General features: G+C 53.1%; 16 protein-coding genes and 1 tRNA gene. 3 read left to right on the forward strand and 14 right to left on the reverse strand.

Annotation, left to right across the window (positions count from 1 at the left end):
- Position 1 precedes the first annotated feature (1 nt).
- The 12 genes from trpB to aroA form a co-directional block, all read right to left on the reverse strand.
- The gene (gene trpB / locus B152_RS0101715; RefSeq protein WP_020590647.1) at positions 2–1,213 is read right to left on the reverse strand and encodes a tryptophan synthase subunit beta; all 1,212 of its coding nucleotides are present in this window, start codon (positions 1,211–1,213) and stop codon (positions 2–4) included.
- 103 nt (positions 1,214–1,316) lie between these two features.
- Complete coding sequence (locus tag B152_RS0101720) at positions 1,317–2,198, reverse strand: phosphatase PAP2 family protein (protein WP_020590648.1); 882 nt, start codon at positions 2,196–2,198, stop codon at positions 1,317–1,319.
- A gap of 2 nt (positions 2,199–2,200) precedes the next feature.
- Positions 2,201–2,845, reverse strand: a complete 645-nt coding sequence (locus B152_RS0101725) for a phosphoribosylanthranilate isomerase (RefSeq protein ID WP_020590649.1) — start codon at positions 2,843–2,845, stop codon at positions 2,201–2,203.
- Between the two features lie 68 nt (positions 2,846–2,913).
- On the reverse strand, positions 2,914–3,846 hold the full coding sequence (locus B152_RS0101730; RefSeq protein ID WP_020590650.1) for a hypothetical protein: 933 nt from the start codon (positions 3,844–3,846) through the stop codon (positions 2,914–2,916).
- Positions 3,847–3,933: 87 nt separating this feature from the next.
- The gene (locus B152_RS0101735; protein ID WP_020590651.1) at positions 3,934–4,842 is read right to left on the reverse strand and encodes a hypothetical protein; all 909 of its coding nucleotides are present in this window, start codon (positions 4,840–4,842) and stop codon (positions 3,934–3,936) included.
- Between the two features lie 37 nt (positions 4,843–4,879).
- On the reverse strand, positions 4,880–5,584 hold the full coding sequence (gene pyrF / locus B152_RS0101740) for an orotidine-5'-phosphate decarboxylase (RefSeq protein WP_020590652.1): 705 nt from the start codon (positions 5,582–5,584) through the stop codon (positions 4,880–4,882).
- Between the two features lie 127 nt (positions 5,585–5,711).
- Positions 5,712–6,659: a bifunctional Delta(1)-pyrroline-2-carboxylate/Delta(1)-piperideine-2-carboxylate reductase gene (gene lhpI, locus B152_RS0101745; protein WP_020590653.1), complete on the reverse strand. Its 948-nt coding sequence runs from the start codon at positions 6,657–6,659 to the stop codon at positions 5,712–5,714.
- A gap of 204 nt (positions 6,660–6,863) precedes the next feature.
- Entirely contained in the window at positions 6,864–7,214 is a 351-nt protein-coding gene (locus tag B152_RS22110; protein WP_020590654.1) for a LapA family protein, read from the reverse strand.
- A gap of 20 nt (positions 7,215–7,234) precedes the next feature.
- Positions 7,235–7,528 carry an integration host factor subunit beta gene (gene ihfB, locus B152_RS0101755; protein WP_020590655.1) on the reverse strand — a complete coding sequence of 98 codons (294 nt, stop codon included), beginning with the start codon at positions 7,526–7,528 and terminating at the stop codon, positions 7,235–7,237.
- A gap of 273 nt (positions 7,529–7,801) precedes the next feature.
- Positions 7,802–9,493 carry a 30S ribosomal protein S1 gene (rpsA, locus tag B152_RS0101760; protein ID WP_020590656.1) on the reverse strand — a complete coding sequence of 564 codons (1,692 nt, stop codon included), beginning with the start codon at positions 9,491–9,493 and terminating at the stop codon, positions 7,802–7,804.
- Between the two features lie 138 nt (positions 9,494–9,631).
- Positions 9,632–10,273 carry a (d)CMP kinase gene (cmk, locus tag B152_RS0101765; protein ID WP_020590657.1) on the reverse strand — a complete coding sequence of 214 codons (642 nt, stop codon included), beginning with the start codon at positions 10,271–10,273 and terminating at the stop codon, positions 9,632–9,634.
- A gap of 81 nt (positions 10,274–10,354) precedes the next feature.
- Positions 10,355–11,680, reverse strand: coding sequence for a 3-phosphoshikimate 1-carboxyvinyltransferase (aroA, locus tag B152_RS0101770; RefSeq protein WP_026261194.1), 1,326 nt, complete (start codon positions 11,678–11,680; stop codon positions 10,355–10,357).
- A 392-nt stretch (positions 11,681–12,072) separates the two neighbouring features.
- Between aroA and B152_RS22115 the strand changes: the two genes are divergently transcribed.
- Both B152_RS22115 and B152_RS0101780 read left to right on the forward strand, forming a co-directional pair.
- Positions 12,073–12,405: a TIGR02300 family protein gene (locus tag B152_RS22115; protein ID WP_020590659.1), complete on the forward strand. Its 333-nt coding sequence runs from the start codon at positions 12,073–12,075 to the stop codon at positions 12,403–12,405.
- Positions 12,406–12,520: 115 nt separating this feature from the next.
- Positions 12,521–12,596 (forward strand) — tRNA-Ala (locus B152_RS0101780).
- A gap of 117 nt (positions 12,597–12,713) precedes the next feature.
- On the opposite strand, the gene B152_RS22120 is transcribed toward B152_RS0101780, so the two are convergent.
- On the reverse strand, positions 12,714–13,640 hold the full coding sequence (locus tag B152_RS22120) for a LysR family transcriptional regulator (RefSeq protein ID WP_020590660.1): 927 nt from the start codon (positions 13,638–13,640) through the stop codon (positions 12,714–12,716).
- A 147-nt stretch (positions 13,641–13,787) separates the two neighbouring features.
- Here B152_RS22120 and B152_RS0101790 point away from each other — a divergent pair, with 147 nt between their 5' ends.
- The gene (locus tag B152_RS0101790) at positions 13,788–14,807 is read left to right on the forward strand and encodes an MBL fold metallo-hydrolase (RefSeq protein WP_020590661.1); all 1,020 of its coding nucleotides are present in this window, start codon (positions 13,788–13,790) and stop codon (positions 14,805–14,807) included.
- Position 14,808: 1 nt separating this feature from the next.
- On the opposite strand, the gene B152_RS22125 is transcribed toward B152_RS0101790, so the two are convergent.
- A complete protein-coding gene (locus B152_RS22125) occupies positions 14,809–15,807 on the reverse strand; it encodes an FAD:protein FMN transferase (protein ID WP_020590662.1) in 999 nt (332 codons plus the stop codon).
- Positions 15,808–15,822: the final 15 nt, after the last annotated feature.

The following is a 15,822-nucleotide window of genomic DNA, read 5'->3' on the forward strand; positions in this document are numbered from 1 at the left end:
CTTAGATCTTCACGCCGAGGGCTTCGGCGACGGTGAAGATGTCCTTGTCGCCACGACCGCAGAGGTTCATGAGTATGATCTTTTCCTTGTCCATTTTTGGAGCAATCTTGCACACGTGAGCCAGAGCGTGCGCCGGCTCGAGCGCTGGAATGATGCCTTCGATTTTTGAGAGCATCTGGAAGGCATCCAGAGCTTCGCTATCGGTGGCAGAGGCGTAGTCAACCCGGCCCATGGAGTGTAACCAGGAATGTTCCGGGCCGATCCCGGGATAGTCCAATCCGGCAGAAATTGAATGGGCATCGGTGATCTGGCCGTCTTCGTTCTGGAGCAGGAAGGTCCGGTTGCCGTGCAGCACGCCGGGTTTCCCCCCGGTAAGAGACGCAGCGTGTTCGCCACTGTCGACCCCGTGACCTGCGGCCTCAACCCCGGTGATTGCCACTTCCTTGTCATCAAGGAAGGGATAGAACAGGCCGATGGCGTTTGATCCGCCGCCGATGCAAGCAACCAGCTGGTCGGGCAGGCGGCCTTCAGCTTCGAGGATCTGTTCGCGGGCTTCACGTCCGATAATGGACTGGAAATCACGCACCATCATCGGATAGGGATGCGGGCCTGCTGCGGTGCCGATGATGTAGAACGTTTCTTCCACATTGGCGACCCAGTCGCGCAGGGCGTCGTTCATGGCATCCTTGAGGGTGCCTGTGCCGCTTTTGACCGAGATAACCTCGGCACCCAGAAGTTTCATGCGGAAGACGTTTGGTGCCTGGCGGGCAATATCGGTCGCGCCCATATAAACAACGCAGGGAAGATTAAAAAGTGCGCAGAAGGTCGCGGTGGCGACACCATGCTGACCTGCGCCTGTTTCGGCGATGATACGTTTTTTGCCCATGCGCCGCGCCAGAAGGATCTGCCCCAATACGTTATTGGCCTTGTGAGATCCGGTGTGGTTCAGCTCGTCGCGCTTGAAGTAGACCTTGGCACCGCCCAGTTCTCTGGTCAGGCGTTCGGCAAAATACAAGGGGCTGGGGCGTCCAACGTAATTCTTGGCGTAATAGTCGTAATCGCCTTGAAATGAGGAGTCAGCCTGGGCTGTCTTGTAGGCTTTTTCTACTTCGAGCACCAGCGGCATGAGGGTTTCAGCCACATAACGGCCCCCGAAAATACCGAAATGACCCCGTTCATCCGGGCCGTTTTTGTAGGAATTGGGCGTTTCCATAACTCTATATACTACCTTGTACGTTCGGCGTGTTCACTTGTTGGCGGGACTTTGCCTGAAAAGCGGTTTCCCTGCAAGAGATCCGGGCAGGGCAGGAGGCGAATTAGACCCTGAATATCCTGAACAGGCAAGGGGCGCCGTAGCTGCACCACAGCCCAGTGAGGCTGCCGACGAGGAATGTGGCTATGAGCAAAAGAGCCGAGTTCTGGTCGGGGGCAAGAAACAAAAACAAGGCTGTAGGAGGGAGGCCGATTAGAGGTCGGCAGGCCAGACGAATAAAACTGGCAGGCTTTTCCGGGTGTTTGCCATCCAGCAGGGCCAGGCCCAGGAGCCAGCCAAACAACAGACCTGGGACGAGAATGACGTTATCGGCTTTTACCGGGTCAATCGGATGACCTGCATTGATGACCCAGAGTTCAAGAACATCCCGTCCCGAGGCTTGCTCCGTTGCGAACAGGCCTGCGGCAATCAAAAGCCCGGAAAAGGCGAAAGCAGCAGAAATTCTGGTTTTCGTGTTTTTCCTGTCCCACCAGGCCACGACAGGTTTTTCAAAAAATATCATTACGAGAAGCAGAAAAATCCCGACAACCCAGCCGGATAACACTTGTTCCACGCTGTGGACATGTCCGGCAACTCTGGTCCAGCCGATGACCAGAACGATTGCGGCAGCAAGAATATAAACCCAGAACTTTCGGGAAGAACGGGCGAGCAAACCATAAAACAGCGGCGGTGTCTGGGCGTGCCCCGAGGGCAGGCCATAGGAGGTGCTTTTTTCGATCGCGACCAGGCTTGGATCAAGCCAGTAGGGGCGCGGCTGGGCAAAGAGCATCTTGAAGATGTGTTGCAGGCTGCTGGACAGGCAGAGCGCAAACCACAGCCGGGTGCCCAGGCGCGGACAGATGATCCAGTAAATACAGACCGTAGCAACAAGAAAAAGCCTGACTTCTCCGAGATGGGAAAGTATCGAAACAAGGAAATCCGGCATCTCTATCCTTTGGCCTGTTGAGTAAAGAGTTTGATTTTTTCGGCGGATTTTATCCCCGGGCTGTCCTCAACCCCGGAAGAGACGTCGACAGCAGATGCGCCGGAGATCCGAACGGCATCAGCAACATTTTGACAGGTCAGGCCGCCCGCGAGCATCCAGGGTCTGGACCAGCTCCGCCCGGCAAGCAGGCGCCAGTCAAAGGCATGGGCATTGCCACCGGGCAGGGCATTTTTGAGATCTTTTGGCGGCTTGGCATCAAACAGCAGACGATCTGCGAGGTCTTCAAACGGTGGAATATCCTTGAAGTCCTCTTTGTCTGAAATCTTGATCACCTTCATGATCTCAAGCTTGAAGGTGTTTTTGATCGCGGCGACCCGTTCCGGTGTTTCATTGCCGTGAAGCTGGAGAATATCAAGCGGGACCTGTTTCAGAATTTCCCGGATTTCCTCGTCACTGGCATCAACCAGCAAGCCGACCCGTTTGATACCGGGGCGGACTTGCCGTGACAGGGTCGCGGCCTGATCTATGTAGACATTGCGGGGGCTTTTCGGGAAAAAGACAAAGCCGAGATAATTGGCCCCGGCAGCCTGTGCTGCCGTAAGTGCCAGATCCGAATTAATCCCGCAAATTTTTACTTCTGTCGTCAAGGCTCTGTCCCAAAGTGTGGTCTCTCTAACGTCAAGTTTTATCCTATTCCCTATGAAAAACAAAGGAATCAGGAAAAACGCTCGGCGATTTCGTGATCATCTGCCCAGCCGGTATTGGTCCGGAAGCAATAGAGCAGCATGTTGAGATGAGGCAAGAACAAGAGAAAGGAAATTACAATGAAAGCGAACTGAAGCGGGAGCTGAAGGTAGAGAAACCGGTAGCTGGTCATCATGATAAAGAGGAACTGGGTAAAGGTTTCGCCGTTGCCCAGGGACGGTAAAAATATTGATACGATTCCTGCAAGCAGGAAAAACGCCAGAGATAAAATGAAAAGAGCAACAAACCAGATCAGCGAAAGAAGCAGGAAGGATCCAAAAAGCTTAAGTGACTGACCCCGGGTGTGGCGCCAGCTGTCGCCGAAACCATAGGGTTCATCAAGAGCTGCAGCAGGAATGACATAGGAAAAACGCAGCAGCAGGATGCAATATAAAGCCATAATGGCAAGGAACAGGCCGACCTTTATAAACTCGGGGAGGCTGTTATCCAATGCGAAAGCAAACACAAGCATGAACACGCCCAAAACCAGATAACTGGCAATGACAAGCAGCAGGAGTTTGCCAAAAACGACCCAGTTTCTTTTTTGCAGCGAGGTGATCAGTCCGGACCTCATATCATTCTCGCCCTTGAAGCGGAACCGGATCCAGCAAACGTAGAACTGGAGAGAGATCAGGAGGGTTATCAACATGGTCGCAAGCGAAAGAGCGATCTGCTGTAGTGCAGAACCCGGGTTGAAATTTCCCAGATTAGAGAGATCCGACACGATAAGTTCGGTCGAGAGATACATACTTAAAACCGAGAGCAAGGTTATCGCCAGTGCGGGAAAAATTGTTAGCTTGAGCGCTGTCTTCCCGTTTTTGAAGAGAGGATAAAAAGCCTCCCTCAGGGCCTCGCCAATGGCAATGGAAGCTGCAGCCTGGTTTGAATCGCGATCTATTGTCATCTATTCCCCTCATCCCCTGCGGAGCTCAGTAACTGAAGCAGGGATTATTCAATCAGGGATGGAAGATGCTGCAAAATCGCAAAGACTTCAAGCTGTGAAATCCGTTCCGTCTGATGAAGAGGCTTCCGGGGTGGGAGAGGTTTCCGGTACCCAGCCCGTGCAGGTCCGGAAGGCAAGGGACAACATAGAGATTACGGCGGCTGTCGGCAGATAACTCAATGCAAAAATAATGACCTGAAAGAGGACAAAGGAGAGGGGACTGTTTCCGATTTCTCTGGACAACTGGACTAACATATCTTCTCCCGTTGCAGGTGTGCCTGCCTGCGCTGCGGTTTCCAGCCCGGCAAAAAGGTCCGGAAATAACATGGGCAGCAAGATCGAAGCGATCATGATGATCACCAGACCAGAGGGGATAACCAGAAGCAAGAAGGAGCCAACAAGACGCCAGGCCTGGGCTTTGGTATGTTTCCAGCTGTTATTCATGCTGTATTTTTCGCCAACAGCAGCGGCAGGAAGAATAAAAGAGAGGCGGGCGACAACGTAGATTGCCGCGACGATCAAGCCAATAAAGCCAAAAGGCAGAAGTGCCGGGATGTTGCCAAAGAGAATTTGCACCGGTAGTGAACCGACAAGCACGATCAGATAAAAGAAGGCGAAAAGAACCACGGTTCTGATCAAGAACTGCCAGTGGGTACGGTTCCAGGCTGTGAGGCTGGTTGATTCATCTCCCTGCAGGTGGAGCAGGGTCTTTCTGTGCCAGGCCACGGCAAAAAGGGTGTGGGGGACGTAGCTGGCAATCTGTAACAGCGTGCTGAGTAAAGCACTGTTGGCTGCAGGAATAAGCAGGGCGATAATCAGGCTGGAAAGCAGAAGGGGGAAAAGCGCCATCCGCACCAGAGATCCCATGTTCCCGGTTACAATCCGAAGCGCAGCCATGGATACAGCCCCGACCGGGAGGTCGCTGACAGCTTCTTCTGGTGGTTGTTGCGATGACATTTCTGCTTTCCTCTGGGATTCCTGAGCGAAGATTTATTTAAAGTTCTGCAACGATCCTGCGCGCAGCTGCAACAGGGTCACTTGCGCCAGTAATAGGACGGCCAATAACCAGATAATCCGCCCCTTCCTTGATTGCATCTGCGGGGGTCATTATACGCTTCTGATCATCTGCTGACGCCCAGAGGGGGCGGATGCCAGGGACAACCAGTGTGAAGTCGGGGCCACAGGCCTTGCGCAGCAGGGATATTTCCCGGGAGGAGCAGACGACACCATCAAGGCCACTTTCCTGTGCCAGCAGGGCAAGGCGCTTTACCTGCTCGGCTGCAGGGCCTTTTTGTCCAACATCGGCAAGGTCAGCATCATCCATACTGGTCAGGACAGTAACGCCGAGAACAAGCGGACGAGGGACACCCAGATCTTCCGAGCTCTCACGGGCAGCTTCGGCAGCTGCCTGCATCATGGCTTTACCACCTGAAGCGTGAACATTGAGCATAAAGGGGCGCATGTGCAGGGAGGCCCGAACAGCCCCCGCAACGGTATTGGGGATGTCATGGAATTTGAGATCGACAAACAGCGGTTCGCCACCCATTGCATTGCGGACGGCATCCGGTCCTTGGGCGGTGAAGAGTTCCTTGCCAATTTTTACACCGCCGACTTCGCCGGACAACATGCGTGCCAGATCTCCGGCACGTTTGATGTCTGGTGTATCGATGGGGACAAAGATGCGTTCTTTGGGGGTCATGCTGCCGATCTCCGTACAGAGTTGATATCGGAGCCCATCTCTAACAGAGCCACTCGCCCAGGTCACCCTGTTTCATGCAAGAGCGGTTAATTAACGATGTTTTTCTGCCTGGAGGTGATGCTCGGCTTCACTCAGTTTTAAGGCGTTGATCCACCAGTTGTGCAGCAGCCAGGTCTTCCAGTGCATGACCAACCGATTTGAAGTAGGTGATTTCCTGGTCATTCTGGCGACCGGAGTGTTGTCCGCGACAAAGTTCAAATAGGTCAGCAAGAATGCCCTCTTCTTTTAAAACCCCGCTGCGCAAGGGAATGACAATGTCGCCGCCTTCTTTGGTCGCTCCGGCGCGGGTATCAACAAAGACACTGGAGCGTTTTACAGCCGTATCATCTGCTTCACGCATATCGGGGCGGTAAGCGCCAACAAGATCAAGATGCTGTCCGGGCTGGAGCCAGTCTCCCCTGATCAAGGGCTCCACACTGAGGGTGGCGCAGGAAATGATATCGGCAGCTCGCACGGCGGCTTCAAGATCGTCGCTTGCCCGGGCGGTGAGCCCCGAAGCCGTTACTTCCTGAGCCAGGCCACGGGCTTTTTCCAGATCGCGACCCCAGATGATGACTTCGTGGATCGGGCGAACGGCACGGTGCGCCTCAATCAGATTTGGAGCAAGGACACCATTGCCGACCATGGTGAGCACCTGGCTTTCTGCTCTGGCAAGATAAGAGGCTGCCAGGGCCGAAGCTGCTGCTGTCCGGCGGGCAGTCAGGGTTTTTGCTTCGATCAGAGCGCTGGGGGTGCCGGTTTCGCCGTCAAACAGGATATAGATTCCCTGAATTGCGGGCAGGTTTTTTTTACCATTTTCAGGGCTGACAGTGACCAATTTGACACCAACAGCTTTGCCTGATTCCCAGGCTGGCATGAGCAAAAGAGTTGATTCACGCTGTCCACCAGGCTGTTCCATATCGTGATGGTGCCGTTGGGGAACGGTAATGTTGCCTTTGAATGCCGTGTTCAATGCTTCAATGAGCGAGGGGAAATCGAGGGTTTCTGTTACCTGTTGAGCGCTGATATTCTGCACGACATGTCCTGTAATCTGGATTGGATACAATATCCGAAACCTACCCTCTTTACAGACCAAGAGCAAAATAAATCACGGAAAGATTTGTAGGGGAAATATCTCCGCTAGGCCTTTCAATCAGGCAGATACAGAAGATGTGTCGCGGCCGACCCCTTTTGCTGCTGTTCTCCTTTCCTCTCCACTGTTGAAAACAGGGGTCATTAATCAGGAGGAAAGCAGACCTTGAGATTTTGCTGCAGTTGAAGTTTTTTCAGTCGCTGCTGACTCCAACTTCTGGTTTTTTTCCTGCGCCCGCGACAGATCCCGCTGTAGATCCAGCGCGCGCCATTCGGCTTGGCGGGCTTTTTTCCGCGAGGTGCTGGCGGATAGCCAGGCAAGCAGGACGCCGATCAAAAGACCGACGCCCAGCGAGATAAGAATGATCAGATATAGCGGGTATTGCAGCTGGATGCCAAAGGGCCAGATCTCAAGAGTGACATCTTCACGATTGCTTACGGCAAAGACGAGAATGGCCAGCGTTATTGGTGCTGTCAGAACCCAGCTAAAGCGTTTCACTTGGATAACCTGCTTCCGTTTTATTCAGAATCAACGCCGCCGTTCAGACGTTCGCGGAGTTGCTTGCCTGTTTTGAAGAAAGGAATGTGTTTTGAATCGACTTCGACAGATTCCCCGGTGCGCGGGTTTCTGCCGACACGGGCATCACGGTGTTTAACAGAAAAAGCGCCAAATCCCCGGAGCTCCACTCTGTTGCCCTCAGCCAGCGCATTTGTGATCTCGTCAAAGATCGTTGTGACAATCCGTTCAACATCCCTGTGATAGAGATGTGGATTTTGTTCTGCAATGTGCTGAATGAGCTCTGACTTGGTCATCCCTTACGTCTCCCTGTAGCTGTTTTCGAGCTTTTGTACCACCCGTTCCCTCAGCCCGGTTTTATTTCGGCTTTTGTTCGTCTTAAACTGTTGTGCCGTCGAGTCTGAAAGCCTGTCTTTACCAAGGGTGCCAGAGCTCGAAAAATCCGTCAAGTCTAACCCCTTAAGAATAAAGCATTTCCTTGTGCCATTCTGCCTGTTTAATTTTTAAATAGATACAAAAAAGGCCCGGTGCGTGAACACCGGGCCTTTTTAATTACCGAAGGGTTCGGCTTATTTTTTATCTTCAGCCGCACGGGACAGGGCTTCGCCGAGGATATCGCCGAGGCTTGCACCGGAGTCTGTTGAACCGTAATCAGCCATTGCCTGTTTCTCTTCAGCAGCTTCGTACTGTTTGATGGACAGGGCAATTTTGCGGGATTTTGAATCGATGTTTGTAATACGAGCATCGATTTTTTCGCCCACTGCGAAACGGTCTGTACGCTGTTCGCTACGCTCACGGGACAGTTCAGTTTTGCGGATGGCGCCAACAGCACCGTCTGCAATCTGTACTTCGAGAGCGTTATCTGTAACAGCCGTAATGGTACAGGTAACAACAGCACCTTTTTTCAGGCCTTCGACAGAGCCAGCAAAAGGATCAGAGCCAAGCTGCTTGATACCGAGGCTGATGCGCTCTTTCTCAACGTCAACGTCAAGAACCTTGACTTTGACCATGTCGCCTTTTTTGTACTCTTTCACAGCATCTTCGCCGGAGAGTTCCCAATCCAGATCGGAAAGGTGAACCATGCCGTCAATTTCACCGGGCAGACCAACGAACAGACCGAATTCGGTGATGTTCTTGATTTCGCCTTCGAGTTCGGCTTCAGCAGGGTGAGTTGCCTGGAATGACTCCCATGGGTTGGAAGAACACTGTTTCAGGCCGAGGCTGATGCGACGTTTGGATTCGTCAACATCAAGAACCATGACTTCAACTTCCTGGCTGGTAGAAACGATTTTACCAGGGTGGATGTTTTTCTTGGTCCAGGACATTTCAGAAACGTGAACCAGGCCTTCGATGCCAGGCTCGAGTTCAACGAATGCGCCGTAGTCAGTGATATTGGTAACGCGACCGACCAGCTTGGCACCCATTGGGTATTTGGCAGCAACGCCATCCCAAGGATCTGTTTCCAGCTGTTTCATGCCGAGGCTGATACGCTGGGTTTCAGCATTGAAGCGGATAACCTGAACATCAACCTGCTGGCCAATGGAGAGGGTTTCGCTCGGGTGGTTGATACGTTTCCAGGAGATGTCGGTAACATGCAACAGGCCGTCAACACCGCCGAGATCAACGAACGCGCCGTAATCAGTGATGTTTTTAACAACACCCTGAAGAACCTGACCTTCGGAGAGGTTGGCAACCAGCTCGGAACGCTGTTCTGCACGGGTCTCTTCGAGAACTGCACGACGGGAAACAACGATGTTGCCACGTGAGCGGTCCATTTTCAGGATCTGGAATGGCTGCGGGTTGCCCATAAGCGGAGAAACGTCGCGTACCGGACGAATGTCAACCTGGCTGCCTGGCAGGAAGGCCACGGCGCCGGAAAGATCAACAGTGAATCCACCTTTAACACGACCAAAGATAACGCCATTAACGCGCTCGTTGTCGTTGAAGGATTTTTCAAGCTGTGTCCAGGCTTCTTCGCGTTTGGCTTTGTCGCGGGAGATCATAACATCCCCGGTCTTGCTTTCCATACGCTCGAGGTAAACTTCTACCTCATCCCCAACTTTAAGTTCGGGAGCCTGACCCATGTCAGCGAATTCTTTAAGTGCAACGCGGCCTTCGGATTTGAGGCCAACATCGATTACGGCAACATCACCTTCGATGGCGATGATCATGCCTTTGAGTACGTTCCCTTCGAGACGCTCGGACTGACCGAGGGATTCGTCTAGAAGATCGGCAAAACTTTCCATAGCTGCTTCAGCCATTGGTTAGAGTTCCTTTCAAAATATTGCACTATTCAGGCCGGCCGGTTTTTCCGGCGGTCTACCCAGGACCATCCCGGGCTAGTCATTTATACTGTCTGACAGAAAAACCAGGACTGTAACAAAACACCAGAAGGCCTGTCAGAGTGAGAGACGCTCTTTAATAAGCTGTCTTGCCACCTTGAAGGCCCTGTCGGCATCCATGTCACTGGTGTCCAGTATCACCGCATCATCAGCAGCCCGCAGGGGTGCCGTGTCACGATTACGATCCCGCTGATCACGTTCACGCAAATCTGCCAGTACGCGGGCGTATATAGACTCTTCACCGCGCCCTAGCAACTCTTTATGTCGACGCAAGGCGCGGACTTCCGGCGTTGCCGAGATAAAAAGCTTGATTTCTGCATCCGGGCAGACGACCGTTCCGATATCGCGGCCATCGAGAATCGCCCCTAAGTGCCCGTCAGGAGGGGTTTTTGCGAAGTTGCGCTGAAATTCCAGGAGTGCTTTTCTGACTTCCTGATTGGCGGCGACGATAGAAGCGCCCTGGCCAACTTTTTCATCGCGAATGTCTCCCCGGTCAAGATCTTCCGCTGTCAGGGTGTCGGCAACCTTGGCGGCGAGAATCGAGTCGTCCGGGTCACTGCCGCGTTCCAGAATACAGGAAGCAACGGCCCGATAGAGGGATCCCGTGTCCAGATAAGCAAGATCAAGTGATTCGGCCAGACGGCGAGCCAGAGTTCCTTTTCCCGAGGCAACGGGTCCGTCGATGGCGATAACTGGCAAAGTTGTGTCCTTAAAAACCGTGCTGTAGCAAGCGGGAAAGATAAACCCAGCGAGCTGTTCCTGCTATTGATAAATCGGGTCCTAACTGATTCCGGCACCAAGACTGTTCATCAGAGTGGCAAAACCGGGGAAACTTGTATCGATGGCCTCTGCATCCAGAACAGTAACTTTTTGCCGGGCGGCCATCCCCAGAACCAGGAAACTCATGGCGATGCGATGATCAAAATGGGTTGTGATTGTGCCGCCACCAAGAGGAGCATCGCCGTTTCCTTCGACGATGAGAAAGTCTTCGCCCTCTTCGCAGGTCACGCCACAGGCCTTGAGGCCGTTGGCCACGGCGGAAAGGCGATCACTTTCCTTGACCCTGAGTTCTCCCAGGCCATGCATCACTGTTTTGCCCTCGGCAAAGGCAGCGGCAACGGCAAGTACGGGATATTCATCAATCATGGAGGGAGCACGTTCGGCGGGGACGGTGATGCCCTTGAGCTTGCTGGCCCGGATGAGCAGATCTGCGACGGGTTCGCCCGCTTCAGTCCGTTCGTTTTCCAGCGTAATGTCGGCTCCCATTTCCTTGAGGGTAATGTAGATGCCGTTGCGATGCGGGTTCATGCCGATTCCAGGCAGACGCAGTTCTGAACCGGGATTGATCAGGGCTGCGACAGTCGGGAAGGCGGCGGATGACGGGTCGGAAGGAACAAGCACATCGGCGGCAACCAGTTCCGGCTGTCCGACGATTGTGGTTTCTCTGCCCTCTTTGGTCTGAACAACCCGGACTTCAGCACCAAAGTGACGCAACATCAACTCGGTGTGGTCGCGGGTATGTTCTGTTTCGATTACAGTGGTTTCACCCGGTGTGTTCAGGCCAGCCAGGAGGATACAGGATTTCACCTGGGCCGAAGCCATGGGAAGCTTGTATCTGATCGGCATGGGAGTTGTTGCACCGCGTACCATCAGGGGCAGGCGCTGGCCGGAACGGCAGGAGACCTGCGCGCCCATTTCAGCCAGCGGGTCGGCAACGCGTCCCATCGGGCGTTTGCGCAGGGAGGCGTCACCGGTCATGAAAGTGGTGATTGGGTGACTGCCGAGAATCCCCATCAGCAGCCGGGCAGAGGTCCCGGAGTTCCCCATATCCAGAACATCTTCCGGTTCGCAGAGCCCCCCGATTCCGCGCCCCTCAACGTGCCAGACGCCGTCATCATCCCGGTGGATAGTGGCGCCCAAAGCGGCCATGGCTTTTGCCGTGGCGAGGACGTCTTCTCCTTCAAGCATGCCAAACACTCTTGTCTCGCCGACAGCCAGGGCACCGAACATCAGGGAACGGTGGGAAATGGATTTGTCGCCTGGAACTTTAAATGTTCCTTTTAGCGAGCCGCAAGGAGTAGAGGACAACGACGAATGGCGAGTCATTTTTGCTTCCGTAATTTCTGTTCGATGGATTCATCAGATGGTTTGCATTTCTGTGAATCGGAAAGGCCTGCCCTGTTATCTCTGATACAGAGCTTGAAAGGCTGTCCCTTTGTTTTGTTGACTGTTCCCTGCTGGAGCCGGGCATTTCACCGTCCTCTTAGCATAGGATAACAGGCTTTTACCAGAGCAAGATCATTTGGAAGCTGTCGTTTTTCTCCGAGATAAGTGACTTGAAACTGTCCTGTTGGGCTCCTGTTACAAAATAATTATTTTTTCATAGAAAGCGAATGTTCCTTCACCCTTTGTTGACAGTCTGCGGTGATCATGGCAAAGGCAATTTATCAAGACTATTTTTGTTACCAAAGCGGACTTAACGACTGGAGGATCTGGCTGTGAGTAAGCCGGAATGGGGTAAGAAACATACCTGTCATAGCTGTGATGCTAAGTATTACGATTTTCGAAAATCACCTGTCATCTGCCCGAAGTGCGGTGTTGAGTTCGACCCGGAAGGTGGACGTAGCCGTCGCGGTCGTGCTGCCAAGGCAAAAGCGGAAGCCGTTGTTGCGGCCACTGAAGACGATGACGATATCCTTGTAGATGAGGATTCAGATTCCTTTCCGGATGATGAGGAGCTTCTGAATCTCGACGATGACGATAACGTCGATGATGATGATGAAGATCTTCAGACGGTTAGCGGCAAGTCAGGCGGGATCAGCGACGATTAATTCCCGCTGTTTTCCATGAGATGATTTTTATCTGTTCAGGAGAGATTTTTCTCTTGCCAAGAGGGTAAAGACATCATATTTTCCGCCGCATCCGCAAAAGATGTGGCGGATAAAAGGGGCCATAGCTCAGCTGGGAGAGCGCTTCGCTGGCAGCGAAGAGGTCAGGAGTTCGATCCTCCTTGGCTCCACCATCAAAACCCACCGCCTAAAGCGGTGGGTTTTGTCTTTTTGGCGTTGTTTCTCAAACCCTTCACTTTCCTTTTGTTTTTCACACAAGGTGGTTCAGCCTACGGGCAACAATTCCGCTTCTATGCCGCACGCCAGCTGTTGCCACGTGCAGGGGTAATCCCTTCTGTTTTGCAAAGAAGGCACAAGAGCTGATCAATGAAGGCTTCAGCCCTGCGGGACAGAGATTGCCGCGAGGGGTAAAGCAGATAAATCGGCTTTGAAGGAAGCCGATAATCTGGCAACAGCTGTTCCAGAACTCCCTGCTCAATCTGGTTCTGAATCAGAACCCTTGGGAATTTGGTAAAACCGATTCCCCGGTACAGGGCATTAAGAATAACGTCAGTATTGTCAAAGATGAAGGAGGTTGCCACCTCTGCGGAATAGTTTTTTCCTTGCCGTATCAGCTCGAGATTTTTGGTAGTGTCTTCGCGATAGCGTATCATCTGCAGGCCGGTCAGATCAGCAGGAGCCCGGGGATTACCATGAGTTTTAACAAAATCCGGCGAGGCGACGAGGACCAGGTCGAGATCTCCGATCTTGCGCGCGACGCCTTCGGATTTGCCCAGGGCGCCAACCCGGATTGCAAGATCAAAGCGATCCCTGACCAGATCCATTAGCAGATCATTGAGCTTAAGAGTGATATCAAGACCCGGATACTTTGCCTGCATGTCAAAGACAATCGGGGCGATAAGTTTCTGTCCGATTGCGAGCGGCGCAGTAATTCTCAACTTCCCGGACAGACTATTGTCAAGACTCCCAAGATTCTCTTCCAAGATATTCAACTGATCAATAATCGTATTGGCGGATTGATAAACCAATCTCCCGGCCTCGGTTGGCCGGACTCCGCGTGAGGTCCGGAAAAGCAGTTCCTTGCGGAGTTTGCTTTCAAGAAGGGTGATTTGCTGGCTGGCGGCAGGTTGGCTGATTCCAAGCAGCTTTGCTGCTGCGGAGAGTGATCCACCATCAATAGCGGCAATGAGCGTTCTGAAGAGATGAAGTTGATCCATGGTTCCGCGCTATAAGTATTCGTTATATCGACTATAGCCAAAAGACCCCTGCCCTGCCACCGAATAGTTCCGATATTAAGGGGGTAATTATCGCAAGAGAGATCTTGGTTGATAAGTCGCTCATTTATAAAACATGGAGTAGAAACAATGACATTGACCAGAAGAAATCTGTTGCGGGGGTCTTTGAAAGCAGTTGGTGCTGCCGCCGGAGTTACGGCGGGGGCGGGGCTTTTGTCCTCTGTTGCAGGAGAGAGGTCTCTGATCGGATCAAGTTTTGCAGCGGCACCGAGCGCAGCGGTTCAGACTGCCGGTGTTTACCGTTTTACGGTAGGGACATTGGAAGTGACTGCGTTGCTTGATGGATATTTTGATGCAGACCCGTCCTTGGTTCCGGAATTTGACCGGCAAGTCGTGGACCAGCTGTATCAGGCACAATTCCGAGATTTACCGGGAGAAAAAGTGCGAATCGGAGTGAATTGTTTTGTTATTAATACAGGCGACAAGCTGGTGCTGGTTGATTCTGGAACTGCCGATAAGTATGGCCCAACGATGGGAAGGCTCCCTGAAAATTTGCGTGCTGCAGGGATCGCACCGGAATCTATCGACGCTATTCTTATCACCCACATGCACATTGATCACATCTCGGGGATCTCCTCGATCGATGGTAAAGCACTGTTCCCCAATGCCGAGCTGATTGTTCACAAGGCCGACTGGGATTACTGGCATGATGATGGTGCTATGGCTAAAGTTTCTAAAACCATGCAGGACATTTCGCTGCATTCCCGCGCAATGGCTTTACCCTACAAAAAAAGGCTGACCCTGATTGAAAAAGACGGGGAAATTCTACCAGGGATCGAGGCCATGGCCCTGCCAGGCCATACCCCTGGCCACACTGGTTTCCTGTTGCGGTCTGCCGGGCAGGAAGTGTTGATCTGGGGGGATGTTATCCACTTCACAGCACTGCAGTTTGCCCGTCCGGACTGGCGCGTTGTGTTCGATACAGACATGGACCAGGCCGAGCAGACCCGCCGCCGGATGCTTGACCGGGTTGCTGCGGATCGCGTTGCTGTTCTTGGCAGTCACCTCGACTTTCCCGGACTGGGGCATGTCGCGCGCGAGGGGGATAATTTCAGATACATTCCCTCGACCTGGCAGTATCAGGTCTAAATTACATTTGCTCTTTGAGCGAAGCTGATATCAGGGGCGGGAGAGGTTTCCCGCCCCTGTCAGTTGCATGCACTGTAATGTTGTCGAGAGATGAAATCGCTGTTTCGATCTCTGCCTGGCTGAGGAAAGAAAACCCGGTGGAGAGTGCATCAGCTGTCGTGGCGTCAGGAGCAACAACAGTGAGGGTCAGATATGGCAACGCCCTTTTTGCTGCTGTCGGGTCGAGCAGGTGTGTTGTTCCGTCGTGAAAGGCGGTCCCGAGAGAGGCCGAGGTGGCTACCGCCTCGCCAGGACGCAGGCTGAGCGAGAAGAGCTTTTGCGTGGCAGGGTCCGGTGCGGCAACACGGATCGACCAGTCTCTCTGATCCGGATGCTGGCCCAATGCGCGGATTTCACCGAGGTTTACAAGGCAGTTGTCATAGCCTTCAGCGACAAGCATCCGGGTAATTTTGTCGGTGATATACCCCTGGGCAATACCGTTGAGCGTGATGGCCATGCCTTTTTGGGCAAAAGAAACCCGGTGTTTCTGCAGATTCAGTTTTTGATAATCGACCAATTCGTGAACTGACTGCTCCAGTCTCGGGAAAGAGCTGCGGGGGAAGCGATCTGCCTGCATATGAAGATCCCAGAGCGGCTGGACCGTGATGTCGAAGCTTCCATCCGTCAGCCGGGAAAAATACCGGGCCTGTTCGAGCAGCTCGTAAAATTCGGGTGAGGGGTTCGCTATCTCTGCTGCCCGGTTCAGGCGGGAAATTTCTGATCGGCTGTCATAGAGGCTGAAAATTTTCTCGAGCCGTTTGATTTCGTTAGCCAACTTCAGAGCGAGTTTTTCTGAATCTGGTCGCCGCGGCAGGATAATCTCGGCTTCTCCACCAAGTGCCCGCCCGTGCCAGCGGTGCAGATCTGCTGCTGCACGTAATCCGGAAACGGGCAGAGCGCTGACAAGAGAGGCAGTGGCTGCGATCTGCAGGAAACGTCTTCTGTTCAGGGGAGAGCGCATGACGGGCACCTTGCT

Source organism: Kiloniella laminariae DSM 19542 (assembly GCF_000374005.1).
GTDB classification, from domain to species: Bacteria; Pseudomonadota; Alphaproteobacteria; order Kiloniellales; family Kiloniellaceae; genus Kiloniella; species Kiloniella laminariae.